The following is a 25,781-nucleotide window of genomic DNA, read 5'->3' on the forward strand; positions in this document are numbered from 1 at the left end:
GCCGCGTCCATCGCACTTGGATGTCCCTCCCCGTTAATCACAGCGTGCTACGCCGGTCATCATTAAGCCAGAAAGAGTTGCATTTATATCGGAACAATCCCTCTTTTGCGGCGTATTTTATTAGCCGGAAAATAATTTCTTTTTTAAGGTGCTTCGCTTAGTTTGTTTAATGCACTGCTAGTTTGAAGGTATTTTGACGTGAATGGTTCGTTGGTCCTCCTGCATCTGGCCGGAGCGGTTGCCTTGCTGCTCTGGGCGACACGCATGGTGCGCACCGGCGTAGAGCGCGCTTATGGTGAGCGTTTGCGCAGACGCCTGCGCAACCAGATGCACAATCCGCTGCTTTCGATCGCCTTTGGCCTTGTCCTTGCCATAGCGCTGCAAAGCTCGACGGCAGTCACCCTCCTCGTCGGTTCGTTCGTCGGTTCCGGCTTCGTCAGCGGCATTGCCGGACTGATGGCGGTTCGGGGCGGCGAACTTGGCTCGGCACTTGTCGTCAAGATTTTGAGCTACGATCTGACACTTCTGGTGCCGCTTTGCCTTGTGGCGGGCACCAGTATCTTCCTGACCACAGAACGCCGAGACTGGCGACAGAACGGGCGAATTCTGGTCGGTGTCGGCCTGCTTATCCTATCGCTGGAGATGACCGGACAGGCCACAGAGCCCTTGCGTCAAAGCCAGCTCTTGCCGGTGATCGTGGAGTATCTCGCAAGTGACCCCGTCACCACCTATCTGCTGGCGGCACTGATGACATGGCTGTTTCATTCAAGCGTTGCAGCGGTCATTCTGTTGACGACCTTCGCCTCGCGCGGTTTGATTACGCCTGAACTGGCCGTGGTTATGGTACTGGGGGTCAATCTTGGTTCTTCGGTCATAGCCCCCATCCTCACCCGTAATGCGCCATCGCCAACCCGTATCGTTCCGCTGGGAAATCTGCTCATGCGCGGTGCGGGTTCACTGGTGATGCTGATACTCTATGAGACCATAAAGCCGCCGATTGCCTTTCTTGGCGCTGACCCTGTCTCGCAAGTCGTCAACGCGCATATTCTGTTCAATGTGATCGTCATGCTGGCAGGCATTCCGCTATCCGGACTGGTTCTCAAGGCGACAGAAGCGCTGGTTTCGATGAATGGCCAGAAAGAGACTGCCCCTCAGGCGCTTGCGACAGAAGAATACAGCGCCCTTGATGCAAGCGTTCTCGACCATCCACAGCAGGCACTGGCCAATGCCACCCGCGAAGTTGTCGGCGTTTGCGATACGATCGAAGTCATGCTGCGGCGCATTATCGACCTTTATGACAAGCCCGATCAGGCCAGCATTCATGAACTTGCAGCCCTTGATGATCGCGTCGATCGCAAACATGGCGAGATAAAACTCTACCTGACGCGGCTTGCCACACGCGATCTCGACGATTTTGAATCGTTGCGTATGCAGGAACTGCTCGGTGCCTGCGTGAAACTCGAACAGGTCGGCGACATTATCGTGCGCAACATGCTGGCGCATGTGCAGAAGAAAATGGATCACAAACTCGAATTCACCGAAGAGGGTTGGAAAGAACTCAGTCACTTCCACGCCATGGTGCTGACCAATGCGCATATGGCGTTCAACGTCGTCGTCTCACGCGACGAACGCACAGCGCGGCAACTGGTGCAGGAAAAGGACCGCCTGCGCGAGCTGGAAAAGCAGACCAGCATGCATCATTTCTCGCGATTGCGCGAAGGCTCTGCCCGCAGTATCGAAACAAGCACCATTCATCTCGATACCATCAGCGATCTCAAACAGATCAATTCGCTTTTGGCATCCATTGTCTATCCGGTGCTGGAAGAACAAGGACTGCTCAAAAAAACCCGTCTGAGAACGATCAAGCAAAGCTGAAGAATATCTGGCGATAGGGGCTTGCCGCTATCGCAACCAATTAAAGTTTCAACCGCGCCTGACCGGGGTCAGTTCCTCGACACGGCAGCAGGCAGGAATACCGCCATTGCGAATGCACATGGCAATAGCCTTGGAAGCAGCATCGGCGGGTGTGGACTGGCGGTAGGCGTAGCCGCGCTTGCCTGTTGCCGTACAATGGGCCTTGGCATTCCACAATGAAGACTTGGCTACAGCCGCCTTGCCACCACGATTATAGGCAGCATTGGGCCCCCTCACGTCGTTTGCTGATGTACAAGCGACCGTCGTCAGCGCCAGCAAAGCGATTGCCGCACAATTGATCAGCTTCTTCATGAATATGTCTCTCCGGTACGGCAAAAGGCCCACAAGGACCAGAATAGAGTTCCCACAAAACAATATGGCGGAGAAAATGCGCTCTATGCAAGCAATGTTTAATGCTTATGCGCAAACGCAAAGCCCCCACAAAAGTGAGGGCGTTGCGCTAAATATCGATGGTTTGCTCGTTTATTGCAGCAACGTCTTCACAAGCGCACTCGCCTTGGTGAAATCCATTTGGCCGGTGTAACGTTCTTTCAGAACGGCCATGCATTTACCCATGTCGCGCAGGCCTTCCGCACCGATTTCGGCAATAACCTCTTCGCAGGCCTTCTTTATTTCTTCCTCGGTCATCTGCTGTGGCAAAAATTCGGCAATAATCGTGATTTCCTCACGCTCCGCCTCGGCCAGTTCGATGCGACTGCCTTCTTCATAGATGCGTGCCGATTCTTCACGCTGCTTGACCATCTTACCAAGAATGGCGAGAAGCTCCTCATCGCCCACCGGATCCTTGCCAGCCCCGCGATTGGCAATATCGCGATCCTTGACAGCAGCGAGGATCAAACGCAGCGTCGAAGTGCGGCGCTTGTCTTGAGCCTTGACTGCAACAGTAAGTGCCTGGGAAATCTCCTGGCGAAGCATGACGTCTCTCCTGACGGTATGATGTGGTGTCCAGTTCTATGCAGAACCGCAACGATAAAGCAATTGCATGCCTTGCAAAGGTCACCCGTTCATTCGCACAGGCAGACCGGCAGGAAGAAAACGCAAGTGATCGCGCTTATTTCCAAAATCCATCTGTTCGAACGATTGACCCGGCTCAAAACTTTCTCTAAGGATCGAGGCTTAGCAGGACATCGGCAAATGCTCGCGGCGGAGGTTATAAACCCCGCTGTTTTTTGGCGCATATATGCTTTGAAAGCACTCTTTTCAAGCAAGCGACTTTCTGGCTACCGAGAGGGACTATAGTCTCTGATACAGACTGCGTGACTGAAAACCGATCACGTCCGCCCCTCGCCGGGCATTGGGACGCGACATATACAGGAGTGCTTACATGACCGAAACGCCCCATAAAACTGCACCCTGGTCTACGGAAAAGCGCACGGCAGTTCTCGTGCTGGCTGACGGCACGGTCATTGAAGGCAAAGGCCTTGGTGCTACCGGCGCGATCGAGGCGGAAGTCGTCTTCAACACCGCGTTGACCGGCTATGAGGAAATTCTGACAGACCCCTCCTATGCGGGGCAGATCGTCACCTTCACATTTCCCCATATCGGCAATGTCGGCGCCAATGGCGAAGATATCGAAGACCTCAACCCTGCCAACCGCCATGGAGCGGTGGGGGCGATCTTCAAAGCGGATATCACGACGCCGTCCAATTATCGCGCAAACGAAGACCTCGATACATGGCTCAAAAACCGTGGCGTCATAGCGCTTGCCGACATCGATACGCGCGCATTGACCGCGCTGATCCGCGAACGTGGCGCACAGAATGCCGTTATCGCTCATGATCCTGACGGCAATTTCGATCTCGATGCTCTGAAAGTACGCGCCGCCAGCTGGAGCGGACTGATCGATCTTGATCTTGCCAAGGGTGTAAGCGTCGGACAAAGCCAGGTCTGGAAAGAAATGCCCTGGGTAAACGGTGAAGGCTATCACGAGCAGGAAGAAGCCGCACATCACGTCGTCGCCCTCGACTTCGGCGTCAAACGGAATATTCTGCGCCTACTGACCGGTCTCGGCGCCAAGGTCACAGTCCTGCCTGCGAGTGCTACGGCTGACGACGTGCTTGCACATAATCCCGACGGGGTGTTTCTGTCCAACGGTCCCGGCGATCCGGCGGCAACGGGGGAATATGCCGTTCCCGCCATCCGCAAACTGCTCGATAGTGGGCTGCCGGTTTTTGGCATTTGTCTGGGCCACCAGATGCTGGCGCTGGCACTCGGTGCCAGAACCGAAAAGATGCATCAGGGCCATCACGGTGCGAACCATCCCGTCAAGGATTATACCACCGGCAAGGTTGAGATCGTCTCGATGAACCACGGCTTTGCGGTCGATTCCGATAGCCTGCCGGAAAATGTCGAGGAAACCCACGTTTCGCTCTTTGACGGCACCAATTGCGGGTTGCGCGTTATCGGCAAGCCGGTCTTCTCGGTACAGCACCATCCGGAAGCATCCCCCGGTCCGCAGGACTCGCATTACCTCTTCCGCCGTTTCATCAACCTGATCCGTGAGAAGAAGGGCGAAGCGGCTCTTCCCGAGCGTGATCAGGCGGCATGATCCGCGTGCAAGGATAAGAAAAAAGGCCGGATGAAAATCCGGCCTTTTTCAATTCTTCCATTGCAATAACGATCAAACGTCACCGCTAAACGTATCGCAGGATTCGAGCTTGCCGCTGTCAAACCCGCGCTGGAACCATTTTGCGCGCTGCGCTGATGTTCCATGGTTAAAGCTGTCGGGCACGACATAGCCCTGCGAACGGCGCTGCAAAGTATCGTCACCGATCTGATGCGCGGCATTGATCGCCGATTCAAGATCGCCCGCCTCCAGAATACCTTTCTGGTTGGTGAAATAGCCCCAGACACCGGCAAAACAATCGGCCTGAAGTTCGACGCGCACCGACATCTGGTTGGCCTGTACTTCGCTCATCTGCTGACGCATCTGGTTGAATTTCGGCAAAATGCCGAGCAGGTTCTGCACATGATGGCCGACTTCATGCGCAATCACATAGGCATTGGCGAAATCGCCCGATGCACCAAACTTGGTCGCCAGTTCATTGAAGAATGTCAGGTCAATATAGAGCTTGCGATCACCGGGGCAGTAAAATGGACCTGCTGCCGAAGAAGCCTTGCCGCAGGCCGAGCGCACACCATTGGAAAAAAGAACCATCGTCGGCGGCGTATAGGTCTGGCCGCGCGACTGGAATATGCCGCTCCATGTTTCTTCGGTTTCAGCCAGAATAACACGGGCAAATTGCGTCACTTCATCATTGGATATCTGTCCGCCGCTGGCCACGCTGCGACCACCGCTTTGCTGGGTTTGAACACCAGGTCCCGTTCCTCCGCTGCCCAGAAGAAGAGGAATCGGATTAATGCCGACCGCCCAAAGCCCGAGGCAGACGACGCCCAGAATTACAATCCCGGAAATGCCTCTTCCGCTTGCAAGCTGCAAAATCGGGCCGCCCAGTCCGCCACCGCCACGACGGTATCCGCCGCCTGCATTTCCGCCCTGCTGCCCGCGCAGATCTTCCACATTGTCACTCTGTCTACGGCCTTGCCAGCGCATCTGAGAACTCCCTCACCCAAAGCCGCAGCGTATTTCTGCGGCATCAGTCATAGTCTATGACAGATCATTGTCGCAATAAGCTTGGCATCGCAATATCAAAAGTAAATGCCAGTCAAAATCACAAACGGCAACGATCTCGTAATATGCGCTGTACAAATATCTGTGCTTGATGAGCCCTGATTAAAAGTTTTTCGTGAATGAGCGCATTTTCTTTGAAATAAAGCCATTTGTGGGGTTCCGCTTCGCACGATCATTGCCTATAAGGCCCGCTTAGCCCAAAGAATATCTTTCTGCCAACCCGCCGGTAAACCGTGCGGGCTTTTCTGGCAGGCTAAGAACAAGGATAAGCCTCATGCCGAAACGTACAGATATCAAATCGATCCTGATCATCGGCGCGGGCCCCATTGTTATCGGTCAGGCCTGCGAATTCGACTATTCCGGCACACAGGCCTGTAAGGCTCTGAAAGAGGAAGGCTATCGCATCATCCTCGTCAACTCCAATCCGGCGACGATCATGACCGACCCGGATTTGGCGGATGCGACCTATATCGAACCCATCACGCCCGAGGTCGTTGCCAAAATCATCGCCAAGGAGCGCCCGGACGCGCTCCTGCCAACCATGGGTGGGCAGACTGCACTCAACACGGCCCTTTCGCTGCGTCGCATGGGTGTTCTTGAACGCTATAATGTCGAAATGATCGGCGCGAACGCCGAGGCCATCGATAAGGCCGAAGATCGCGCGCTGTTTCGCGAAGCGATGGAAAAGATCGGCCTCGATACACCGACCTCGATGCTCGCCAATGCCACTGAAATCAAGGAAGAAGACCGCAAGCGTCACGAAGCGCGGCGCGTTGAAATCAGGGCGCAGTTTGCCGGTGACGAGCTCGACAAGACGCTCGACAAGCTCGAAACCGAATGGCAGCTCGGCGAAGTGGAACGCAAGCAGCGTTATATGAGCCATGCACTGGCAAAGGCCGCGCAGGCGATGGATGTCGTCGGCCTTCCCGCCATCATCCGCCCCTCTTTCACGCTGGGCGGCACCGGCGGCGGCATTGCCTATAACCGTCAGGAATTTTTCGAGATCATCGAACGTGGTCTTGACGCCTCACCCACCACCGAAGTGCTAATCGAGGAATCGGTGCTCGGCTGGAAGGAATATGAAATGGAAGTGGTCCGCGACAAGGCGGACAATTGTATCATTATCTGCTCGATTGAAAATCTCGATCCTATGGGCGTGCATACCGGCGACAGCATCACCGTGGCACCGGCACTGACGCTCACCGACAAAGAATACCAGATCATGCGCAATGCCTCGCTTGCGGTGCTTCGCGAGATCGGCGTCGAAACCGGCGGCTCCAACGTGCAGTTTGCGATCAATCCGGCCAATGGCCGCATGATCGTAATTGAAATGAACCCGCGCGTGTCGCGTTCTTCGGCACTGGCCTCCAAGGCGACCGGCTTTCCGATTGCCAAGGTCGCAGCCAAGCTTGCCGTCGGCTATACGCTCGATGAACTCGACAACGACATCACCGGCGGTGCAACCCCTGCCTCGTTCGAGCCTTCGATCGACTATGTCGTCACAAAAATCCCACGTTTCGCGTTTGAAAAATTCCCCGGCTCCTCGCCCATCCTCACCACTGCCATGAAGTCGGTTGGCGAAGTCATGGCCATTGGCCGTACCTTTCAGGAAAGCCTGCAAAAAGCGCTGCGTGGCCTTGAAACGGGCCTCACCGGACTGGATGAAATCGCCATTCCAAATATCGAGGAAGGCGACGAGAAGAATGCCATCCGTGCGGCCATAGGCACGCCGACGCCGGATCGTTTGCGCATGGTAGCACAAGCCATGCGCCTTGGGCTTACGACCGAACAGGTGCATGATGCGTCGAAAATCGATCCATGGTTTTTGGAGCAGATTGAAGCCATTGTGAAGATGGAAGACCGTATTCGCGAACACGGCCTGCCCAAGGACACGGAAAACCTGCGCATGTTGAAAGCCATGGGCTTTTCCGATGCGCGTCTTGCGAGCATCACAGGCCAAGATGCCGAAGATGTCGCAAAACTGCGCGCCGATCTTGATGTGCATCCGGTCTTTAAACGCATCGACACCTGTGCAGCGGAATTTGCGTCGCCCACCGCTTATATGTACTCGACCTATGAGACGCCTTTTGTCGGCGAAACACGGTCCGAAGCGCAGGTCTCGGATCGCAAGAAAGTTGTAATCCTCGGCGGTGGTCCCAACCGCATCGGTCAAGGCATCGAGTTCGACTATTGCTGCTGTCATGCGGCCTTTGCGCTGGGTGACGCTGATTATGAGGCGATCATGATCAACTGCAATCCGGAAACGGTTTCCACCGATTACGACACCTCCGACCGTCTTTATTTCGAGCCGTTGACGGCGGAAGACGTGATGGAAATTCTGCGTGTCGAAAGGCAAAAGGGAACGCTGCACGGCGTGATCGTGCAGTTTGGCGGCCAAACGCCGCTTAAACTCGCCAATGCGCTGGAAAAGGCTGGCATTCCAATCCTCGGCACCTCTCCGGATGCCATTGACCTAGCTGAAGACCGCGACCGTTTCCAGAAGCTTCTGATCAAGCTCGATCTCAATCAGCCGAAAAATGGCATTGCCTATTCGGTCGAGCAGGCACGGCTTATTGCAGCGGATCTCGGCTTCCCGCTCGTGGTGCGCCCGTCTTATGTTCTGGGTGGCCGCGCCATGCAGATCATCCGCGATGAACGCAACCTGCAAAGCTATCTGCTCGATACGGTGCCGGAACTCGTACCCGAAGACATCAAGGCAAAATACCCCAACGACAAGACCGGCCAGATCAATACGTTGCTCGGCAAAAACCCGCTTCTGTTCGACACCTATCTGACGCAGGCCATTGAAGTGGATGTCGATTGCCTCTGCGATGGCAAGGACAGCTTTGTTGCGGGCATCATGGAACATATCGAGGAGGCTGGCATTCACTCGGGCGATAGCGCCTGCTCGCTGCCCGTGCATTCGCTTTCGCCTGAAATCGTCACTGAGCTCAAACGCCAGACGGCAGCTCTAGCCAAGGCGCTTAATGTCGGTGGCCTGATGAACGTGCAGTTCGCCATCAAGGATGGCGAAATCTTCATTCTCGAAGTCAATCCGCGGGCTTCGCGCACGGTGCCTTTCGTTGCCAAGACGGTCGGCACACCAATTGCCAAGGTCGCAGCCCGCATCATGGCTGGCGAAAGCCTTGATGCAGCATTTGATGCCTATGGCGGCAAGCCGACACTGCCTTCGCGTCCGCATATCGCGGTGAAGGAAGCGGTGTTCCCCTTTGCACGCTTCCCCGGCGTCGACACATTGCTTGGACCAGAAATGCGTTCGACCGGCGAAGTCATGGGTCTCGACTATGATTATGCGCTGGCATTCGCCAAGGCGCAGCTGGGCGCGGGCGTTGAACTGCCGCGCGAAGGAACCGTCTTTGTGTCCGTAAGAGACGAAGACAAGCAGCGCATTCTCGGCGCAGTTCGCAGGCTTTCCGACCTTGGCTTCAAGGTCATGGCGACCGGCGGCACACAGCAATTCCTCGTGGAAAATGGCGTCGAAGCAACCAAGGTCAACAAGGTCATCGAAGGCCGTCCGCATGTCGAGGACGCTATTCGCAACCGCCAGATCCATCTTGTCTTCAACACCACCGACAGCGCCAGCGCCGTATCCGATTCAAAATCGATACGTCGTGCCACGCTGATGCAAAAGCTGCCTTATTACACCACTATGGCCGGCGCGGAAGCAGCGTCAGAGGCGATTGCAGCTCTTAAAGCCGGATCACTGGAAGTGCGTCCGCTTCAGGATTATTTCCGCTCCTGACCTTTAGGTCATGGACCCATCAATTTGATCTAAATGGTGTAAGAGCAATTGGTTGGATACTACAGCATCGGATCAATTCGGTAGCAGTCGATAAATAAAGGGCTTCTTTTTAGGGCCCTTTTTTCTTTAATTAATTGGGATACACAGGCAATTTTTTAACATGTATTTTCAACCGCAACTTGAATGAGGTGAATAATGTTTAAATTAATTGCAGCATCTATTGTTACGCTTCCTTTTCTTATCGTAACATCAACCGCTTCCATGGCGGGCTGGCAAGATGAACTGAAAAAGGCTGGCAAAAAGTCTGAGCAGTTCATTCGTTCCGTTCAGCAGCCGCAAGGACCGGAGGCAAAGAGACTACTGCGTTCCGATGTGCGCAACACGCTTGAAAACCCGCAACGGGAAATCAACAAATTCTGCACCTCTGCCGGACAGAAAATCAGCGGGGTCGCGGGATTGCTTCAGGGCGTAGCCCAGGCTCTCAATCCCCAGGCGGATGACTGTAATAACCCCACCCCCTCAACCTCAAAACCTTGAATTCTCAAGTAATATTTTTCCAGAGAGCCGCCGGGTCACCCCGGCGGTTTTTTGTTTGTCGCGCAGTGCGTATAAATCCAGCGGCATGGCATTCGCATCGTCTTCCAACGCTATCTGCCGGGAGAAAACCCGAGCTCATCCCTGCACATGACGCCCCGCCGAACGCATGCCTTCTGCGTTTCTTCGGCCCACAAGGTGCTTCGAGCCATGAAAAGAACTTCGCTTTTTCGCCTCCGCGGTGTGCGGCTTTATCATGAGCCGACCTCTATCCAAGCACCGGCCATACGCATAGCATTGGCTGTCGTGCCTCGAAACTGGCGACCTAGATTTGAAGAGGCAATGCCCATCACTTCGTCTTGTGCTGGTCAAAATTGTCGCATATAATCACAAGATCGATTTTTCGGTCGAGTGACTTTGAGACCCGTACGGCCCTCAATCCGTGCTTCCTGACGATCTCCTGTCCATAAATTCGATTCACAGGGACGTGTGCGAAGCATACGGACTATAAGTTACTAAGTTAAAAGGAATTTCCCATGGCTACGGGAACAGTTAAGTGGTTTAACACGACCAAGGGCTTCGGCTTCATTCAGCCTGATCAGGGCAACACGGACATCTTCGTCCATATCTCAGCTGTTCAGCGCGCTGGCCTTGCCACGCTCGATGAAGGCCAGAAGGTTTCGTACGAAATCGTTGAGGACCGTCGTTCGGGCCGCTCCTCTGCCGACAATCTCGTCGCAGTATAATTTTTGCCTCACCGGCAGAGAAAAGGCGGGCTTTTAGCCCGCCTTTTCTGTTTAGGGCAGCCAGTCCATCGCGACATGGCCTTCATCCATTTCCACGCGCAAAAGCCATGCTTTGAGCGCCGGATAGCGATCCATGTCAAAGCCCGCGCGATGCGCCTCATGGGTATAGGCATAAAGCGCAATATCGGCCACGCTACAGGCCTCACCCGCCAGAAATGGCGTTTTCTTCAATTGCGCTTCCATAACGTTGAGAGCCTTCTCGCCCCCTGCAAGCGTCGCCGCCAGTCGTTCCGGTGTCGCATCGCGGACGCGCTCAGGGTAAACAATGAGCGCACGGCGCACGGCAATATAGGGCTCGTGGCTATATTGCTCAAAGAACAACCATTGATAGACCAGCGCTCGCGCATAGCCATCTTGCGGCAGAAACCGGGTTCCTTCGGCAAGATAAAGCAGAATAGCATTCGATTCCGCGAGAAAGCGTCCATCGTCGAGTTCAAGCAACGGCACCTTGCCATTGGGGTTCCTGGACAGATAATCCGGTGTTTGCGTCGAGCCATCAAGCGCTGAAACACTCTCATGACGGAAAGACCGCCCCAGTTTCGCGAGCAGCAGACGGGGCTTGTAGCAGTTGCCGGAATCGGCTTGTGAATAGAGTGTGAGCATTGGTTTATCCTGCCGCTTCAATGAAGTCTGATGACACTTCTAATAATGAATCGGTCTCTTTCGGCAACATATTACACCAAACAGGGAATTTTCTTGCTGATTTGCAAAGCTTTGGTTGCGATTCGAGCGCCAATGCGACATAGCAGTGGCGCAAGACCGGCCCAGGCCCGGTGCCGGTTATCTGATCCTGCCATCTATGGAGATCTATCATGGCATTTCTCGCCGACGCTCTTTCCCGTGTGAAGCCCTCTGCAACCATCGCGGTCAGCCAGAAAGCACGTGAACTGAAAGCCAAAGGCAAGGACGTGATCGGTCTGGGCGCAGGCGAACCCGATTTCGATACCCCCGACAACATCAAGCAAGCGGCCATCGACGCGATCAATCGTGGCGAGACAAAGTACACGCCCGTTGCTGGCATCCCGGAACTGCGTCAGGCCATCGTCGCCAAGTTCAAGCGCGAAAACAACCTCGATTACAAGCCGGAGCAGGTTATCGTCGGAACCGGTGGCAAGCAGATCCTGTTCAATGCCTTCATGGCGACGCTCAACCCTGGCGATGAGGTCATTGTCCCTGCCCCTTATTGGGTCAGCTATCCTGAAATGGTAGCGATCAATGGCGGTACACCGGTTTTCGTCAACACCAAGATCGCAGATAATTTCAAGCTGACCGCTGCCGATCTTGAAAAGGCGATCACGCCCAAGACCAAGTGGCTCATCTTCAATTCGCCATCCAACCCGACCGGTGCCGCTTACACGGAAGCAGAACTGAAAGCGTTGACCGATGTTCTCCTTCGTCACCCACAGGTCTGGATTTTGACCGACGACATGTATGAGCATCTCGTCTATGGCGATTTCGTCTTCACAACACCTGCTCAGGTTGAACCTTCGCTTTATGAGCGCACGCTTACCATGAACGGTGTATCCAAAGCCTATGCCATGACCGGTTGGCGTATCGGCTATGCCGCAGGACCACTCGCCCTCATCAAGGCCATGGACATGGTGCAGGGTCAGCAGACGTCAGGCGCGTGCTCTATTGCCCAATGGGCGGCTGTCGAAGCGCTCAACGGCACACAGGATTTCATTCCTGAAAACAAGAAAATCTTCCAGGCCCGTCGCGATCTGGTCGTCTCGATGCTCAATCAGGCCACCGGGATTCAGTGCCCGACACCGGAAGGTGCCTTCTATGTCTATCCGTCCTGTGCCGGACTGATCGGCAAAAAAACGGAAGCTGGCAAAGTCATCGAAACGGACGAGGATTTCGTAACCGAACTTCTGGAAGCCGAAGGTGTCGCCGTCGTGCATGGATCGGCTTTCGGTCTTGGACCGAACTTCCGTATTTCCTATGCGACGTCGGATGCACTTCTTGAAGAAGCCTGCACCCGTATCCAGCGCTTCTGCGCAAGCCTGCGTTAATCTCCCAGATTAATCATTTCAGAAGGGGCCGAATGGCCCCTTTTTCTTATCTATCGTGAAAAAGAAAACTGCGCTTGGCAAAAGCCAAAAAAAAAGCCAGACAAGCGTCTGGCTTTGAGTTTTGAAGGTGCCTTTGAGGCAAACCTCCAGAGGGGAACACTCAGCCTGCGCAAATGGGAGGAGGAAACGCAGCGCTAAGATGACCTTTATATGCCATTTGCCCATCATTTTGGCAATGCATCCTTAGTGCAATGCAGCTATGCGTAGAGTGCATAGCTCTGGTTTTTTAAAAAGAGCAGTAAAAACAGTCTCTTAAATGAAAATCCATAAGGGTTTACGCATAAGCGCTAGCTATCTGGCGCACAATAAACAGTCGCACTTGCAAAACCATTGCCTGAAAAAAAAGCAGAGTTATTCAGATGATTCCCGAAATCATCGTTTTATACTTTATTCTATTTGCAAAATAATCTGCATCGACTGGCCTGAAAAAGGCCACACGAAGGATAATCGTGCGGCCTTTGGAATGATGCAAGCTAAGCCTAAACTAATAAGCCCAGTTGCGAGCCTTGGAAAACAGGAAGTCTCGAAAAGCGTGCAGCTTGGCAGAATTCTTCAATGCTTCCGGATAGCAGAAAAACGTATCAAACGACGGAATTTCCTGCAATTCTGGCACAAGTTGCACCAGACCGGATTCCTTGTCGGCCATGTAATCCGGTAAGACAGCAATACCGACACCGCGCTGTACAGCCCTGCGGATGGAAAGCAGATTGTTGACCTGTAAGACTGGGATGCGTTCGCTGCCGTCAGTTCGACCTGCTATTTCCAGCCAGTTAAGCCCCGTCAAATAAGCTGGAGCGGATTCACCAAAGGTGATGACGCGATGCTGGTCGATCTCATCGAGAGTATCCAGCTTGCCATATTTCGACACATAGCCAGCGGATGCATAGAGATGCATATGCACAGTAAAAAGACGCCGCTGAATGAGATCGGGCTGCTGCGGTTGGCGCAGACGGATGGCGCAATCCGCGTGTCGCATCGTCAGGTCCAGCTCTTCATTATCCAGAATGAGCTGAAGCTGGATATCGGGATAAAGCTCGACGAATTCTTGAATACGTTCGACCAGCCAGCCCGAGCCAAGCCCAACGGTCGTCGTCACGCGCAGCCGTCCAGTCGGCTTTTCCTTGCTTTCGGCAAGTTTCGAGCGGACATTTTCGAGCTTCATCAACACGTCATGCGCGGTGCGATAAAGCGTTTCGCCGTGCTCGGTCAGGATCAGCCCACGCGCATGACGATGGAACAGCGGCACACCGACATCCTGTTCCAGCGCACCAACCTGACGCGAGATAGCAGACTGCGACAAATGCAATGTCTGTGCGGCATGGGTGAATGACCCCGCTTCAGCGGCGGCATGAAAAATACGCAGTTTATCCCAGTCGAGCGGTACGACCACGACTTCCCCTCTTTACTCCGCGGCTTCGTGCAGCGGTTCCTGTGCGGCCAGCCAGCGCTCTGCTTCAAGCGCTGCCATACAGCCCATGCCGGCAGCGGTGACTGCCTGCCGGTAAATATCGTCGGTGACATCGCCAGCCGCATAAATGCCCGGCACATCCGTAGCCGTGGAATCGGGTGCGGTCCACAGATAGCCGTTCGGCTTCTGCTTGAGCTTACCTTCAAACAGCGACACGGCAGGCGCATGTCCGATGGCTATAAAGACGCCATGGGTTTCAAGGTCACGGGTCTCGCCAGTGACGACATTCTTGAGCCTGACCCCATTCACCGTCGCTCCCATCGGCGGCTTGGCTTCGGTACCCAGAATTTCATCAATTACACTGTTCCAGACTACACTCACATTGGCCCGACCAAGCAAACGATCCTGCATGATTTTTTCAGCCCTAAACCCGTCACGACGATGCACAACAGTGACACTTTTTGCGATATGCGAGAGGTAAAGTGCTTCTTCGACGGCCGTGTTACCACCACCGACAACAACCACATCCTTGCCGCGATAGAAAAAACCGTCGCAAGTGGCACAGGCTGACACACCGCCACCCATAAAGGTCTGTTCGCTCTCAAGTCCCAACCACTTGGCCTGCGCACCGGTGGCAATAATCAGCGCATCGCAAGTGTAAACTGTGCCCGAATCAGCGATCAAACGGAAAGGACGCACCGTCGTTTCCACTTCCGTGATGATATCATGGACGATTTCGGTACCAACATTTTCGGCCTGCTTAGCCATCTGCTCCATCATCCACGGTCCCTGCACGGCTTCCGCATAGCCGGGATAATTTTCCACATCCGTGGTGATCATCAATTGCCCGCCCTGCTGAAGGCCGGCGATGATAATCGGTTTCAACATCGCACGGGCAGCATAAATCGCGGCAGTGTAACCGGCAGGACCGGAGCCGATGACGATGACTGGTGCGTGACGTTGAGACATGCGGTTCCTCTTTGGACCTGAAACGATTTAAATTCTCGGGCTTTCAGCTACCCGGGATCGCTATGCGTCCGGCCAGCCTAATTGCCTGATAGTGTGGTCAAGGTAGGTGCGTGCCCGCTTCTTTGCAAGCTCGCGCGGGCGATTGCTGCGCTTTAGCCACAGCTTGTAGGCCGTTATGCAGGCGGAAATTGCCTCACACATTGCGAGCCTTGCAATCTCACGCTAAACAGACAGGAAATAACGTCAAGAAGCCAATCGCCGGAGACGACCACTATCTACAAGACAGTCGCCAATATCTGTGCGCGTTTCGGCCTCATTATGGCGGTCGCCATGCTTCTGCCTGCGGCAATTGATCTGCGCGACGGCAGCGACGACTGGCTCATTTTTGTGCGCTCGGCTGCGGCAAGCGGTGCACTCTCCGCTCTCATCTTTTTTGCCACCAAAGACAACACACCGCGCTTTACACCACGGCTCGGATTTCTGCTGACCGTCTGCGTCTGGCTGACAGCGGCTTTTCTTGGGTCCATACCTCTTTATTTCTCGCATCTGCCCATCAGCTATGCGTCCGCTTTCTTCGAAGCCATGTCTGGCGTCACCTCGACCGGAGCCACGGCACTGACCGGACTTGATGACATGCAGCGTGGCATTCTGTTATGGCGTTCTATCCTGTGCTGGATCGGAGGCGTCGGCTTCATCGCGCTGGCCCTCCTTCTGCTGCCATCACTGCGCGCTGGCGGGCTGGCACTTTTCCATATGGAAAACTCCGACAAGTCTGAGAAAATCCTGCCGCGCATGAACCAGATCGCGCTCGGCATCATCCTTGCCTATCTGAGCCTGACCGCCGCCTGTATGGTCAGCTATTTTGCAGCCGGCATGAGTATATTCGATGCGATCAACCACGGCCTGACCACGGTTGCGACTGCGGGCTTTTCCACGCATGACAGTTCGCTTGGCTATTATGCGGGAAACCGCATGCTGCTTGTCATCTCAGCCACATTCATGTTGCTTTCGGCGCTGCCCTTCGTCCTCTACATAAAGGCTTTCATGCCCGGACGGCTGGTTTCGCTCGTCGACCCGCAGGTGAAACTCTTCTTTACCATAGTGGTCGGGTTCAGTTTCATCCTCGCCGTTTCGCTACGGCTGACCCAGAATATACCGTTCGGCGAAGCACTGATTTCAGCGTCCTTCCACTTTATCTCGGTTATCACCACGACCGGCTATGTCACCGAGGATTATTCACTTTGGGGACCGCCGGCGCTTGGTCTTTTCTTTCTTGCCTCCTTCATGGGAAGCTGTGCCGGCTCGACGTCGGGCGGCATCAAGATGAACCGTCTCATCATTCTCTGGAACCTCACGCGTGCCAATCTCGCCCGGCTCATCGTGCCGCATGCCGTCATCAAGGTGCGTTACGGCATGTCCGAAGTTTCCGGCGAAATCGCTCAGAATGTTCTGCTTTATCTGTTTCTTTATTGCGCGTCGCTGGTCATCGGCGCCGTGCTGCTGGCGTCGCTCGGTCTTGATTTCGTCTCTGCATTTACCGGTGCCTTGACGGCTCTCTCCAATGTCGGCCCCGGATTTGGTGAAACCATCGGCCCGATCGGTAATTTTTCAACCATCCACGATCCAGCACTCTGGGTGCTTTCCTTCCTCATGCTGGCAGGGCGACTTGAACTGGTAACGGTTTTTATCCTGTTCACACGCGCTTTCTGGGTACGCTGAGAGCATTTTAGGCGGTTTACATTTGGTCGTTTGATTTGTTATGAGCATTTATTAGATTGCGCCCTGTAGGCGGCGAATGTTCTATAATTACTCTGAGATGAAATTTCCTTGCGCGCGGAGTTACGCATGCCGATCAAGGCCGATCTTGACGAAATCGATTGGAAAATCCTGCGGGAACTCCAGAATAACGGGCGCATCACCAATGTCGAGCTGGCCGAACGGGTTGGAATTTCCGCCCCGCCCTGCCTTCGGCGGGTCCGAAAGCTTGAAGAGAGCGGTATCATCCGTGGCTATCGCGCGATCCTGAACGGTGGCGCACTTGGGCAGGATCTTGTGGCGTTCTGCTCTGTCGGACTGCACCGTCAGGCCGATGCGGATTTGAAGGCTTTTGCAGAAAAGACCAAGCAATGGCCACTGGTACGCCGCGCATGGATGGTTTCGGGCGAATCCGATTTTCTGCTGCATTGCGTCGCGCGTGACCTCAACACATTCCAGACTTTTGTGATCGAAGAACTCACCGCAGCGCCCAATGTGGATTCTGTGCGCACCGCGCTGACAATTCGACCGGTCAAGGACGAACCGTTGATGATTCTCTGAGCCTTCCGTTTCGGTTCAGCCTTGAGAGAACACGCGCTCATAAACATGACTGATTGCGCTGGCTTCCTTATCGAGCGGGAAGTTGGCGCAAACATGCGCCAATGCATTTTCGCCCTGTCGCTCAGTCATAGGCGGGTCAGCCAGATATGGCTCGATTGCCAGGCGTAACGCGTTGCCATCACCAGCGGATGCAAAACTGCCGGTTCCTTCAACGACCATTTCCGCATAGGCACCGGCATCGCTGGCAACCACTGCAGTTCTTGACGCCATGGCCTCAAGTGGTGTCAGGCCAAAACCTTCATTGCGCGAAGGCGCTACATACAGCGTCAAGCGACGATACCAGACACGAATATCCGGCACCTCGCCCAGAATAATAATGCGATCCTGCAATCCCGCCACGGCGATCTTTGCCTTGAGATCGTTCTCGAAAGCCTGATGCTCTGCCGTCGTCCGTCCGGTGATAATGGCTGTCCAGTCGGGGTATTTCGGCAACAACGCGATCATTGCATCAACAAAAAGATCAGTTCCCTTGGAATGGCGCACCCGACCGAAGCAGCCAATGGCATAGCGCCCCGCAAAACCAGACGCGGCAAAATTATCATCCTGATTTAAAGGCGGATGAAAACGTTCAAGATCGACGCCATGCATGATAACCTCATGCGGCACCTCCAGAAAGCTGCCGGAACGGGCACTGGTCGCAATGATTGCGTTCATACGACGGATAAGCCATTTGGTGAAAGGCTTGTGGTGGCGTTGGGCGGCTGACGTGAAAATCAGCCGCAATTTCATGCGCAAAACATCGCGCATAAAAACTCCGGCAAGCATTTCGATGTTGCGGCGCGCATGCCAGATGCGAAAGCGCCTTGTTTGCGGACGCTTCCAGAATGACAACAGAGCGCTCCACCCTAGATGCGGCAGAGTATCCGGCAATCCCGGCCCCATAACCGCAATGTTCAGCCCCTTCGCCCGCTGTAGCGGGATAAGCTGAACAATCGTCGATGTCACGCCAGACAAGCGCTGCTTGAAATTGGGCGCGACGACTTCGACGTCCTCAACCGGAACATATATGGGATCGGCCATGCGATTAGACGTATTTCAGGCCAAGTATCTCATAGGAGCGTGAACCACCCGGCGCGTTCACTTCAATTGTATCGCCTTCGCCCTTACCGATCAGCGCACGCGCTATTGGCGATGAAATCGAAATACGGCCTTTTTTCACATCGGCTTCCTGATCGCCGACGATCTGGTAGACCTTTTCTTCCTCGGTATCCTCATCGATGAGTGTTACCGTGGCACCAAACTTGATTTTGTCACCGCTGAGCTTGCTGACATCGATCACTTCGGCGCGGCCAACAAGTTCTTCCAGCTCGTTGATACGACCTTCGTTCAGGCTCTGGGCTTCTTTTGCGGCATGATATTCAGCATTCTCCGACAGATCGCCATGGGCACGCGCTTCGGCAATGGCCTCGATGATCCTTGGCCGCTCGGATTGCTGGCGCTGGCGAAGCTCTTCCTTGAGCTGTTCAAACCCGCCCGGTGTCATAGGGAATTTTTCCATACCCAGTCCTTTCCTTCGCCGGCATGCGTCCTTTCAGGACCTTCCTACGCCGGTCGTTTGATGCCCGCAGCACCCCGAAAACCACATGTCACGGAGCACCCTTCGGCGATAAAAATACCGCCGAAACACAAAAAGAAAACGGCCACCGAAACACCTGCCTCGGAACCGTTCAAATGAATTCATGAAACTATAGCATTTCCGCCAGTGATTTCACTCGGAAAAATACAGCCCTGTTAATTCTCCGGAAAAGTCCCTGACAGGCGATGCGTATTCAAGCGTTAGATCAGGCCTTAAAGATCAGGGCTGCACCACCTGCGATAAGGGAAAAACCAAGCAAATGATGCCAGGTAAGCGCCTCTTTGAGGTAAAACAGTGAAAACAGGGCGAAAATCACCAGTGTGATGACTTCCTGTATCGTCTTGAGTTGCGCTGCGGAATAGACCTCATGTCCGATGCGGTTGGCGGGAACCGCCATGCAATATTCGGCAAGCGCAATCGACCAACTTATAAAAATTACCGTGACGATCGGCGTATTCGTAAACTTGAGATGCCCATACCAGGCAAAGGTCATGAATATATTTGACCCAATAAGGAGCAAAATGGGAAGAACGGACGGCGACAACAAGAATGACATGGAATAAAAACTCGCAGCCCGCACGCAACGGGAATGATCGGATCCCCCGAAAATAACACGAAGCGAACAGCAGCGCGCCATTCTTGTTCTTAATTTCACACAATTTTTACTCTATAAAACAATCCGCATATTAGTGCAGAATCATGGCCTCCAGTACCGGAACAAAGGCAATTTATGGCCTTCAAAGCATTGTTAAAAGTGCAGGAACTGCAATGGGCAGGTGCAACCGCCCTCTTTGTGTTCGCTTCAGCCTGCACAAGCCCCGCGACCCTTCGCCAGCAAGCGCCCGCACGCCCCGCAGTAGCCTTGCCACAATCAACCATTGCTCCCGCTCCATCTCCTCCGCCATCCGAGCCGCGTGTTATCGGCCTGGCTGAGGAAACAGAGCAGAATGCAATGAAGATGCTGCCGTAATTTTCGGCAATTATTCGGAAGGAACCGGCTTTGGCTTTCCTGACGGATCGAGCGCAACCATGATAAATTCGCCGTGCGTTACGAGGTCCATCTCCTCCGAAAGGTAACGCTGCGCCCATGCTTCGACATGCAGCGTAATAGACGTGCGCCCCACACGGGTAATTTCGGTATAGACGCAAAGTGCGTCGCCGATCTTGACCGGCTTTGCGAATGACATTTCCCGCACAGCAGCCGTCACAACACGCCCCTTTGCCCGCTCGGCAGCACGGATACCACTGGCCGAGTCCATCTGTGACATGACCCAGCCGCCGAAAATATCCCCCGCGGCATTGGCATCCTTCGGCATGGCCTGCGTGCGAACGGTCAATATGCCGGTCGGTTTGCTGTTTTCGTTCATCAATATTTCCTTTGGCATAAATGGAGAGTCGTAACTGATCGTGCTGAAAGCCCATATCAGGGAAAAGCGCGACGCAGAACCCGCAACGTTTTGTTAGCGCCCTTGCATCAGAAACGAAACATACTCCCCCTGAGAACCCCAAGACATCCTTAACAAATAATTGCAAGTAATACAGGTAGAACTGTGCTAGGAACTATTTAAATAACGCATTAGAGGTTTATAATGAAAGCAGCCTTCAAGTCTTCCATTGTTATATTAGCAATATTGTTTTCAACAGGCGCCCAGGCCAATAATGCGATTGCGACCACGACTGTCAATCTGCGCTCCGGTCCAGGCACACAATATCCGAGCCTTGGGCGTATCCCGAACGGTGTCGTAATCAATGTAGCAGGTTGCACCACTGGCTATGGCTGGTGCCGGGTCAATTATCGCGGACTGGAAGGCTGGACCGCTTCGCAATATATAGCCGTACAAACCGGCGGCCCCTCCGGTGGGAGCGGCGATTTTGGCACCGACGCTGCTGCAATTGGCATCCCTCTGATTGCCGGTCTGGTCATCGGAGCAGCAATTCAATCCGACCGCGACGATGACAGATGGAGACGTGATCGCTGGCGTGACGATTGGGGTCCGGGACCGTATCGTCCAGGTCCGTACTGGCGCGGGCCAGGCTACTGGGGACCTCCGCGCCCACATTGGACTGACCGTCCGGGTTGGAGCGGCCATCCTGGTTATCATCCAAATTTCGACGGTCCCAGCAATTGGGGTATGATGCGTCGTTGACCGCATAACCAAAACATCCTGACATCATACTGTCAGGATGGATGATTGCATTTGTTAAGGGTGCACTGAATAAAGTCCGCGCACCCTTTTCATTTATGCGCCAAAATCCCATATTGCAACCATGGCTTCCTCCAAAGATAAATATATTCAAGAATCAGATGATCGTGCTGACGGCTTTCACGAAGCACCGCAGTCCGATTTTACTGGCGTTCCACTCTCTGGCTCGATCTCCGATTGGGCCAAGGATATTGGTGAAGAAGCTGCCAAACCGCGTGTAAAAACGCCTAAGAAAACACCTGCCCGCAGCAAGGAAGCTTCGCGCAGTGCACGCGGAACCTCGATGGGCGGCGCCGCATCGGCAAAAGAGCGCGCCGCAGCGGGCCTCAACCCGGTATCCGGTCTCGATATCAGCCTCGAAGACGCGCAGGCACTCAACCCGACAGGAGCGACGGCCACCGTCAAGGCTCTGTCGGACCTGATCGAGTCGGGCAATCCGCTGTTCAAGAACGGCAAGCTCTGGACGCCGCATCGCCCCGCTCGCCCGGAAAAATCGCAAGGTGGCGTAGCCATCCGCATGGTTTCGGATTTCGAGCCAGCCGGTGACCAGCCAACCGCCATCCTTGATCTGACCGAGGGGCTCAACGATGATGAGCGCACCCAGGTGCTGCTTGGCGTCACCGGCTCCGGCAAGACTTTCACCATGGCCAAGGTCATCGAGGCGACCCAACGTCCGGCACTCATTCTGGCACCAAACAAAACGCTCGCCGCGCAGCTTTATGGCGAGTTCAAGAATTTCTTTCCCGACAATGCAGTCGAATATTTCGTTTCCTATTATGATTATTATCAGCCGGAAGCCTATGTGGCGCGGTCGGACACTTATATCGAAAAGGAATCGACCGTAAACGAGCAGATCGACCGCATGCGCCACTCGGCCACGCGCGCGCTTCTCGAACGCGATGATGTCATCATCGTCGCCTCAGTATCATGCATCTATGGTATCGGTTCGGTTGAAACCTATACCGCCATGACATTCGAGATGAAGATCGGCGACCGGCTCGACCAGCGCCAGCTTCTTGCCGATCTGGTGGCGCAGCAATATAAGCGGCAGGATATCAACTTCGTGCGCGGCTCATTCCGGGTGCGCGGTGATACGATCGAAATCTTCCCCGCCCACCTTGAAGATCAGGCATGGCGGATCTCGCTGTTTGGCGACGAGATCGAAACCATCACCGAATTCGACCCGCTGACCGGACAAAAAACCGGCGACTTGCAATCGGTCAAGATTTACGCCAATTCGCACTATGTGACGCCGCGCCCGACGCTCAATCAGGCGATCAAGTCGATCCAGATCGAATTGCAGCAGCGCCTTGCCGAATTGAACGGTACGGGCCGCCTCCTCGAAGCCCAGCGGCTTGAACAGCGTACAAATTTCGATCTGGAGATGCTGGAAGCGACCGGCGTCTGCAACGGCATCGAGAATTATTCGCGCTATCTGACCGGGCGTCAGCCGGGCGAGCCACCACCGACACTTTTTGAATATATTCCCGACAATGCGTTGGTTTTCATTGATGAAAGTCACGTGACCATTCCACAGATCGGGGGCATGTATCGCGGCGACTTCCGGCGCAAGGCGACGCTTGCCGAATATGGCTTCCGCCTGCCCTCATGCATGGATAACCGTCCGCTGCGCTTTGAGGAGTGGGACGCCATGCGTCCGCAGACCGTTGCCGTTTCGGCTACCCCCGGAAAATGGGAAATGGACGAGGCGGGCGGCGTCTTTGCAGAGCAGGTCATTCGTCCGACCGGATTGATCGATCCGCCGGTCGAAATTCGCCCGGCAAAATCACAGGTCGATGATGTGCTTGGCGAAATCCGCGAAACAGCACGCAAAGGCTATCGCACGCTCTGCACCGTTTTGACCAAGCGTATGGCCGAAGACCTGACTGAATATCTGCACGAACAGGGTGTTCGCGTACGCTACATGCATTCGGATATCGATACGCTGGAACGCATCGAGATCATCCGCGACTTGCGGCTGGGCGCCTTTGACGTTCTGGTCGGCATCAACCTGCTGCGCGAGGGCCTGGACATCCCAGAATGCGCCTTTGTCGCCATTCTCGACGCCGACAAGGAAGGCTTTTTGCGTTCCGAAACCTCGCTGGTACAGACCATTGGGCGTGCGGCGCGTAATGTCGATGGCAAGGTCATTCTCTATGCCGACAACATCACCGGCTCGATGCAGCGCGCGATGGACGAAACTGCCCGTCGCCGCGAAAAGCAGGAAGCCTATAATCTGGAGCATGGCATCACGCCTGCCTCCGTGAAAAAGAATATCTCGGACATTCTCAATTCAGTCTATGAACAGGATCACGTCCGCGCCGATATTTCCGGCTTTGCGGAACAAGGTGCTATGATGGGCAATAATCTTGCCGCCCATCTCGAACATCTGGAAAAGCAGATGCGTGATGCCGCCGCCGATCTCGACTTCGAGAAAGCGGCTCGGATGCGCGACGAGATCAAACGCTTGCGCGAGATGGAACTGGCGATTGCCGACGATCCGCTTGCCTATGAGGTCGAGCAGGAAAGCCCCGTCACCGGGCGCACCAAGGGACGGCACAATGCCGGGCGCAAGGCGCACCGCACAGTGGATGCAGAGCCCAAAAAATCACTGTTCAGCAAGCCATCACTGGACGCTATGGGACCGGGTACGGATATGGCCAAACCGCTGTTCCGTAAGAACACGCTCGATGAGATGACCGTCAAGCGAACGGAAAAACCAGCAGGCGCCGATGATGCAGCCATCAAGCGCGAACGGGCTGGCATCGGCTCTTATGAAGACCCTGCGGAAACGGCGCGCAAGAAACGCCGCCCTGGAAAGACCGGCCGACCAGGCCGGTAATTGCGCTGGAAGGCTTACCAACCTTCCAACACGATCTTGCCTTTCGCTTTACCACTTTCAAGCACGCCATGCGCCTTTTTCAAATTGGCGGCGTTAATTGGTGACAGGATTTCGGTCAGTGTCGATTTGATCTTGCCCTCTTCAGCCAGTTGCGCGACCCGATTGAGAAGCTTGCCTTGTTCGTCCATGTCTTGCGTCTCGAAGATGGCGCGTGTGAACATCAGCTCCCAATGGACTGACACCGATTTGCGCTTGAACGGCATCACATCGAGCACCTCTGGATCATCGATCAGGCTAAACCGGCCTTGTGGTGCGATCAGTTTTACAACCTCTTCCAGATGACCAAGGGTCTGCGTGGTCGAAAAGACGAAGGCAGGTGCGCCAATCCCCAAAGCCTCGATCTGCGCTGCCAGTGGTTTGCTATGGTCGATGACATGATGTGCACCAAGTTCTGTCACCCAGTCTTGCGTTTCCGGTCGCGAAGCCGTGGCAATCACCGTCAAGTCTGTCAACGCGCGCAGCAGCTGGATCGCGATGGAGCCGACACCGCCAGCCCCACCGATGATAAGAATGGAATGGGACGCGCCCGGCACCGTTTTGCGTACATCAAGCCGGTCGAACAATGCTTCCCATGCGGTAATCGCAGTAAGCGGTAAAGCCGCAGCTTGCGCATTGGAAAGAGCTGTGGGCGCGAGGCTTGCGATGCGCTCATCAACCAGATGGAGCTCGCTGTTGGTGCCGGGACGTATGATCGAACCCGCATACCAGACCCGATCGCCGGGCCTGAATTTCGTCACCGCTTCGCCCGTGGCCGCGACCGTACCGACGGCATCCCAGCCAAGCACTTTCCACGGCTCCTTTTCCGGCGCAACGCCACCCCTGATTTTGTAATCAACCGGGTTTACCGAAACCGCCTCAACCCGCACCAGAATATCACGACCGGAGGGTTTCGGATCGTCGAGCGTCACATCGACAAGGGCTTCCTCGCGCACGATAGCGCCGGGAACCTGGTAGGCTACTGCTTTCATTTCATTGCTCCATTTACTTATGGACGAAGGATACGGTATGAAAAGAATATGTAAATATGCACAAAATCCGCATATAGTACTGCTTTACGCACTTAGTTACAAAAGGATACTTTTATGGTGAAACCTCGCCATTCACGGTTCTATTCTAAGCCGGGCTGTTCCGTTGAAGCGGCCATAAGCCTCATCGAAGGCAAATGGAAATGCATCGTTCTGTTTCACTTGCTTGATGGCACAATGCGCTTCAGCGAAATACGCCGCCAGATCGAAAGCGTCAGCCCGCGTGTGCTGACCAACCAGTTGCGCGAGCTTGAGGAAGATGGACTGATCACGCGCAAGGTCTATGCGCAGGTCCCACCGAAGGTAGAATACAGCATATCGCCACTCGGACGCAGCCTTGAACCCATATTACTCTCACTCAAAATATGGGGCGATGTGAATATGGGACGGTTCTGCAGGCCCGATCCTGTTCCGGAAGGCTATACATCTCGCAACAGCCCAGATGGATCCGCAAGGAATGAGTCCTCCTAAGAAACACCAAAACACGGACCACAAAGCTGTTGTGCCAGTGCGCCGTCGCCATAGGTCGAGCCTTGGAAAATTCCAGTCGACAAGTCGTCATCTTGCTTTACCTTGT

General features: G+C 54.5%; 24 protein-coding genes. 12 read left to right on the top strand and 12 right to left on the bottom strand.

Annotated features, from left to right (window positions below; genetic code table 11):
- Positions 1 to 198 precede the first annotated feature (198 nt).
- Entirely contained in the window at positions 199 to 1,875 is a 1,677-nt protein-coding gene (locus AAIB41_RS06235) for a Na/Pi cotransporter family protein (RefSeq protein WP_343312401.1), read from the top strand.
- Between the two features lie 48 nt (positions 1,876 to 1,923).
- Here the strand turns inward: AAIB41_RS06235 and AAIB41_RS06240 are convergent, their stop codons facing one another.
- Both AAIB41_RS06240 and AAIB41_RS06245 read right to left on the bottom strand, forming a co-directional pair.
- Positions 1,924 to 2,226: a hypothetical protein gene (locus AAIB41_RS06240; RefSeq protein WP_343312402.1), complete on the bottom strand. Its 303-nt coding sequence runs from the start codon at positions 2,224 to 2,226 to the stop codon at positions 1,924 to 1,926.
- A 171-nt stretch (positions 2,227 to 2,397) separates the two neighbouring features.
- A complete protein-coding gene (locus AAIB41_RS06245) occupies positions 2,398 to 2,850 on the bottom strand; it encodes a GatB/YqeY domain-containing protein (RefSeq protein ID WP_343312403.1) in 453 nt (150 codons plus the stop codon).
- Between the two features lie 409 nt (positions 2,851 to 3,259).
- On the opposite strand from AAIB41_RS06245, the gene carA reads away from it, so the two are divergent.
- Positions 3,260 to 4,483: a glutamine-hydrolyzing carbamoyl-phosphate synthase small subunit gene (gene carA / locus AAIB41_RS06250; RefSeq protein WP_343312404.1), complete on the top strand. Its 1,224-nt coding sequence runs from the start codon at positions 3,260 to 3,262 to the stop codon at positions 4,481 to 4,483.
- Between the two features lie 72 nt (positions 4,484 to 4,555).
- Here carA and AAIB41_RS06255 read toward each other — a convergent pair whose 3' ends face one another.
- Positions 4,556 to 5,488, bottom strand: coding sequence for a neutral zinc metallopeptidase (locus AAIB41_RS06255; RefSeq protein WP_343312405.1), 933 nt, complete (start codon positions 5,486 to 5,488; stop codon positions 4,556 to 4,558).
- 352 nt (positions 5,489 to 5,840) lie between these two features.
- Between AAIB41_RS06255 and carB the strand changes: the two genes are divergently transcribed.
- The 3 genes from carB (at position 5,841) to AAIB41_RS06270 (ending at position 10,609) form a co-directional block, all read left to right on the top strand.
- Entirely contained in the window at positions 5,841 to 9,329 is a 3,489-nt protein-coding gene (carB, locus tag AAIB41_RS06260) for a carbamoyl-phosphate synthase large subunit (protein ID WP_343312406.1), read from the top strand.
- A gap of 195 nt (positions 9,330 to 9,524) precedes the next feature.
- The gene (locus AAIB41_RS06265; RefSeq protein WP_343312407.1) at positions 9,525 to 9,866 is read left to right on the top strand and encodes a hypothetical protein; all 342 of its coding nucleotides are present in this window, start codon (positions 9,525 to 9,527) and stop codon (positions 9,864 to 9,866) included.
- 533 nt (positions 9,867 to 10,399) lie between these two features.
- Entirely contained in the window at positions 10,400 to 10,609 is a 210-nt protein-coding gene (locus tag AAIB41_RS06270; protein ID WP_343312408.1) for a cold-shock protein, read from the top strand.
- Positions 10,610 to 10,660: 51 nt separating this feature from the next.
- Here AAIB41_RS06270 and AAIB41_RS06275 read toward each other — a convergent pair whose 3' ends face one another.
- Positions 10,661 to 11,272, bottom strand: coding sequence for a glutathione S-transferase family protein (locus tag AAIB41_RS06275; protein WP_343312409.1), 612 nt, complete (start codon positions 11,270 to 11,272; stop codon positions 10,661 to 10,663).
- Positions 11,273 to 11,481: 209 nt separating this feature from the next.
- Here AAIB41_RS06275 and AAIB41_RS06280 point away from each other — a divergent pair, with 209 nt between their 5' ends.
- Complete coding sequence (locus AAIB41_RS06280) at positions 11,482 to 12,684, top strand: pyridoxal phosphate-dependent aminotransferase (RefSeq protein ID WP_343312410.1); 1,203 nt, start codon at positions 11,482 to 11,484, stop codon at positions 12,682 to 12,684.
- Positions 12,685 to 12,702: 18 nt separating this feature from the next.
- On the opposite strand, the gene AAIB41_RS06285 is transcribed toward AAIB41_RS06280, so the two are convergent.
- From AAIB41_RS06285 to trxB, 3 genes are all read right to left on the bottom strand, one after another.
- Entirely contained in the window at positions 12,703 to 12,912 is a 210-nt protein-coding gene (locus AAIB41_RS06285; protein ID WP_343314819.1) for a hypothetical protein, read from the bottom strand.
- A 316-nt stretch (positions 12,913 to 13,228) separates the two neighbouring features.
- Complete coding sequence (locus tag AAIB41_RS06290) at positions 13,229 to 14,134, bottom strand: LysR family transcriptional regulator (RefSeq protein WP_343312411.1); 906 nt, start codon at positions 14,132 to 14,134, stop codon at positions 13,229 to 13,231.
- A gap of 12 nt (positions 14,135 to 14,146) precedes the next feature.
- Positions 14,147 to 15,121 carry a thioredoxin-disulfide reductase gene (trxB, locus tag AAIB41_RS06295; protein WP_343312413.1) on the bottom strand — a complete coding sequence of 325 codons (975 nt, stop codon included), beginning with the start codon at positions 15,119 to 15,121 and terminating at the stop codon, positions 14,147 to 14,149.
- A gap of 318 nt (positions 15,122 to 15,439) precedes the next feature.
- Here trxB and AAIB41_RS06300 point away from each other — a divergent pair, with 318 nt between their 5' ends.
- Both AAIB41_RS06300 and AAIB41_RS06305 read left to right on the top strand, forming a co-directional pair.
- The gene (locus AAIB41_RS06300) at positions 15,440 to 16,840 is read left to right on the top strand and encodes a TrkH family potassium uptake protein (protein WP_343312414.1); all 1,401 of its coding nucleotides are present in this window, start codon (positions 15,440 to 15,442) and stop codon (positions 16,838 to 16,840) included.
- Positions 16,841 to 16,966: 126 nt separating this feature from the next.
- Positions 16,967 to 17,437 (top strand): Lrp/AsnC family transcriptional regulator, encoded by a 471-nt coding sequence (locus AAIB41_RS06305; protein ID WP_343312415.1) that lies wholly within the window; start codon positions 16,967 to 16,969, stop codon positions 17,435 to 17,437.
- Between the two features lie 15 nt (positions 17,438 to 17,452).
- Here AAIB41_RS06305 and AAIB41_RS06310 read toward each other — a convergent pair whose 3' ends face one another.
- From AAIB41_RS06310 to AAIB41_RS06320, 3 genes are all read right to left on the bottom strand, one after another.
- Positions 17,453 to 18,517, bottom strand: a complete 1,065-nt coding sequence (locus AAIB41_RS06310) for a glycosyltransferase family 4 protein (RefSeq protein WP_343312417.1) — start codon at positions 18,515 to 18,517, stop codon at positions 17,453 to 17,455.
- A 4-nt stretch (positions 18,518 to 18,521) separates the two neighbouring features.
- Positions 18,522 to 18,995 carry a transcription elongation factor GreA gene (gene greA / locus AAIB41_RS06315; RefSeq protein WP_343312418.1) on the bottom strand — a complete coding sequence of 158 codons (474 nt, stop codon included), beginning with the start codon at positions 18,993 to 18,995 and terminating at the stop codon, positions 18,522 to 18,524.
- A gap of 283 nt (positions 18,996 to 19,278) precedes the next feature.
- On the bottom strand, positions 19,279 to 19,629 hold the full coding sequence (locus tag AAIB41_RS06320; protein ID WP_343312419.1) for a DMT family protein: 351 nt from the start codon (positions 19,627 to 19,629) through the stop codon (positions 19,279 to 19,281).
- A 174-nt stretch (positions 19,630 to 19,803) separates the two neighbouring features.
- Here AAIB41_RS06320 and AAIB41_RS06325 point away from each other — a divergent pair, with 174 nt between their 5' ends.
- Positions 19,804 to 20,043 carry a hypothetical protein gene (locus tag AAIB41_RS06325; protein ID WP_343312420.1) on the top strand — a complete coding sequence of 80 codons (240 nt, stop codon included), beginning with the start codon at positions 19,804 to 19,806 and terminating at the stop codon, positions 20,041 to 20,043.
- 10 nt (positions 20,044 to 20,053) lie between these two features.
- Here the strand turns inward: AAIB41_RS06325 and AAIB41_RS06330 are convergent, their stop codons facing one another.
- Positions 20,054 to 20,440, bottom strand: a complete 387-nt coding sequence (locus AAIB41_RS06330; protein WP_343312421.1) for an acyl-CoA thioesterase — start codon at positions 20,438 to 20,440, stop codon at positions 20,054 to 20,056.
- A 222-nt stretch (positions 20,441 to 20,662) separates the two neighbouring features.
- Between AAIB41_RS06330 and AAIB41_RS06335 the strand changes: the two genes are divergently transcribed.
- Entirely contained in the window at positions 20,663 to 21,220 is a 558-nt protein-coding gene (locus AAIB41_RS06335; protein WP_343312422.1) for an SH3 domain-containing protein, read from the top strand.
- A gap of 121 nt (positions 21,221 to 21,341) precedes the next feature.
- The gene (gene uvrB / locus AAIB41_RS06340) at positions 21,342 to 24,119 is read left to right on the top strand and encodes an excinuclease ABC subunit UvrB (RefSeq protein WP_343312423.1); all 2,778 of its coding nucleotides are present in this window, start codon (positions 21,342 to 21,344) and stop codon (positions 24,117 to 24,119) included.
- 14 nt (positions 24,120 to 24,133) lie between these two features.
- On the opposite strand, the gene AAIB41_RS06345 is transcribed toward uvrB, so the two are convergent.
- Complete coding sequence (locus tag AAIB41_RS06345) at positions 24,134 to 25,147, bottom strand: zinc-binding alcohol dehydrogenase family protein (RefSeq protein WP_343312424.1); 1,014 nt, start codon at positions 25,145 to 25,147, stop codon at positions 24,134 to 24,136.
- 114 nt (positions 25,148 to 25,261) lie between these two features.
- Between AAIB41_RS06345 and AAIB41_RS06350 the strand changes: the two genes are divergently transcribed.
- Positions 25,262 to 25,675: a helix-turn-helix domain-containing protein gene (locus AAIB41_RS06350; protein WP_343312425.1), complete on the top strand. Its 414-nt coding sequence runs from the start codon at positions 25,262 to 25,264 to the stop codon at positions 25,673 to 25,675.
- Positions 25,676 to 25,781 lie beyond the last annotated feature (106 nt).

The organism is Brucella sp. BE17 (genome assembly GCF_039545455.1).
Lineage (GTDB): Bacteria > Pseudomonadota > Alphaproteobacteria > Rhizobiales > Rhizobiaceae > Brucella.

What these genes read in the sequence shown, in the direction of transcription:
- AAIB41_RS06305 (WP_343312415.1), top strand. Translation starts at nt 16,967, where the DNA reads ATGCCGATCAAGGCCGATCTTGACGAAATCGATTGGAAAATCCTGCGG.
- trxB (WP_343312413.1), bottom strand. Translation starts at nt 15,121, where the DNA reads ATGTCTCAACGTCACGCACCAGTCATCGTCATCGGCTCCGGTCCTGCC.
- AAIB41_RS06255 (WP_343312405.1), bottom strand. Translation starts at nt 5,488, where the DNA reads ATGCGCTGGCAAGGCCGTAGACAGAGTGACAATGTGGAAGATCTGCGC.
- greA (WP_343312418.1), bottom strand. Translation starts at nt 18,995, where the DNA reads ATGGAAAAATTCCCTATGACACCGGGCGGGTTTGAACAGCTCAAGGAA.
- carA (WP_343312404.1), top strand. Translation starts at nt 3,260, where the DNA reads ATGACCGAAACGCCCCATAAAACTGCACCCTGGTCTACGGAAAAGCGC.
- AAIB41_RS06280 (WP_343312410.1), top strand. Translation starts at nt 11,482, where the DNA reads ATGGCATTTCTCGCCGACGCTCTTTCCCGTGTGAAGCCCTCTGCAACC.
- AAIB41_RS06310 (WP_343312417.1), bottom strand. Translation starts at nt 18,517, where the DNA reads ATGGCCGATCCCATATATGTTCCGGTTGAGGACGTCGAAGTCGTCGCG.
- AAIB41_RS06240 (WP_343312402.1), bottom strand. Translation starts at nt 2,226, where the DNA reads ATGAAGAAGCTGATCAATTGTGCGGCAATCGCTTTGCTGGCGCTGACG.
- AAIB41_RS06300 (WP_343312414.1), top strand. Translation starts at nt 15,440, where the DNA reads ATGGCGGTCGCCATGCTTCTGCCTGCGGCAATTGATCTGCGCGACGGC.
- AAIB41_RS06320 (WP_343312419.1), bottom strand. Translation starts at nt 19,629, where the DNA reads ATGTCATTCTTGTTGTCGCCGTCCGTTCTTCCCATTTTGCTCCTTATT.
- carB (WP_343312406.1), top strand. Translation starts at nt 5,841, where the DNA reads ATGCCGAAACGTACAGATATCAAATCGATCCTGATCATCGGCGCGGGC.
- AAIB41_RS06275 (WP_343312409.1), bottom strand. Translation starts at nt 11,272, where the DNA reads ATGCTCACACTCTATTCACAAGCCGATTCCGGCAACTGCTACAAGCCC.
- AAIB41_RS06330 (WP_343312421.1), bottom strand. Translation starts at nt 20,440, where the DNA reads ATGAACGAAAACAGCAAACCGACCGGCATATTGACCGTTCGCACGCAG.
- AAIB41_RS06345 (WP_343312424.1), bottom strand. Translation starts at nt 25,147, where the DNA reads ATGAAAGCAGTAGCCTACCAGGTTCCCGGCGCTATCGTGCGCGAGGAA.
- AAIB41_RS06245 (WP_343312403.1), bottom strand. Translation starts at nt 2,850, where the DNA reads ATGCTTCGCCAGGAGATTTCCCAGGCACTTACTGTTGCAGTCAAGGCT.
- AAIB41_RS06285 (WP_343314819.1), bottom strand. Translation starts at nt 12,912, where the DNA reads ATGATGGGCAAATGGCATATAAAGGTCATCTTAGCGCTGCGTTTCCTC.
- uvrB (WP_343312423.1), top strand. Translation starts at nt 21,342, where the DNA reads ATGGCTTCCTCCAAAGATAAATATATTCAAGAATCAGATGATCGTGCT.
- AAIB41_RS06350 (WP_343312425.1), top strand. Translation starts at nt 25,262, where the DNA reads ATGGTGAAACCTCGCCATTCACGGTTCTATTCTAAGCCGGGCTGTTCC.
- AAIB41_RS06270 (WP_343312408.1), top strand. Translation starts at nt 10,400, where the DNA reads ATGGCTACGGGAACAGTTAAGTGGTTTAACACGACCAAGGGCTTCGGC.
- AAIB41_RS06335 (WP_343312422.1), top strand. Translation starts at nt 20,663, where the DNA reads ATGAAAGCAGCCTTCAAGTCTTCCATTGTTATATTAGCAATATTGTTT.
- AAIB41_RS06325 (WP_343312420.1), top strand. Translation starts at nt 19,804, where the DNA reads ATGGCCTTCAAAGCATTGTTAAAAGTGCAGGAACTGCAATGGGCAGGT.
- AAIB41_RS06265 (WP_343312407.1), top strand. Translation starts at nt 9,525, where the DNA reads ATGTTTAAATTAATTGCAGCATCTATTGTTACGCTTCCTTTTCTTATC.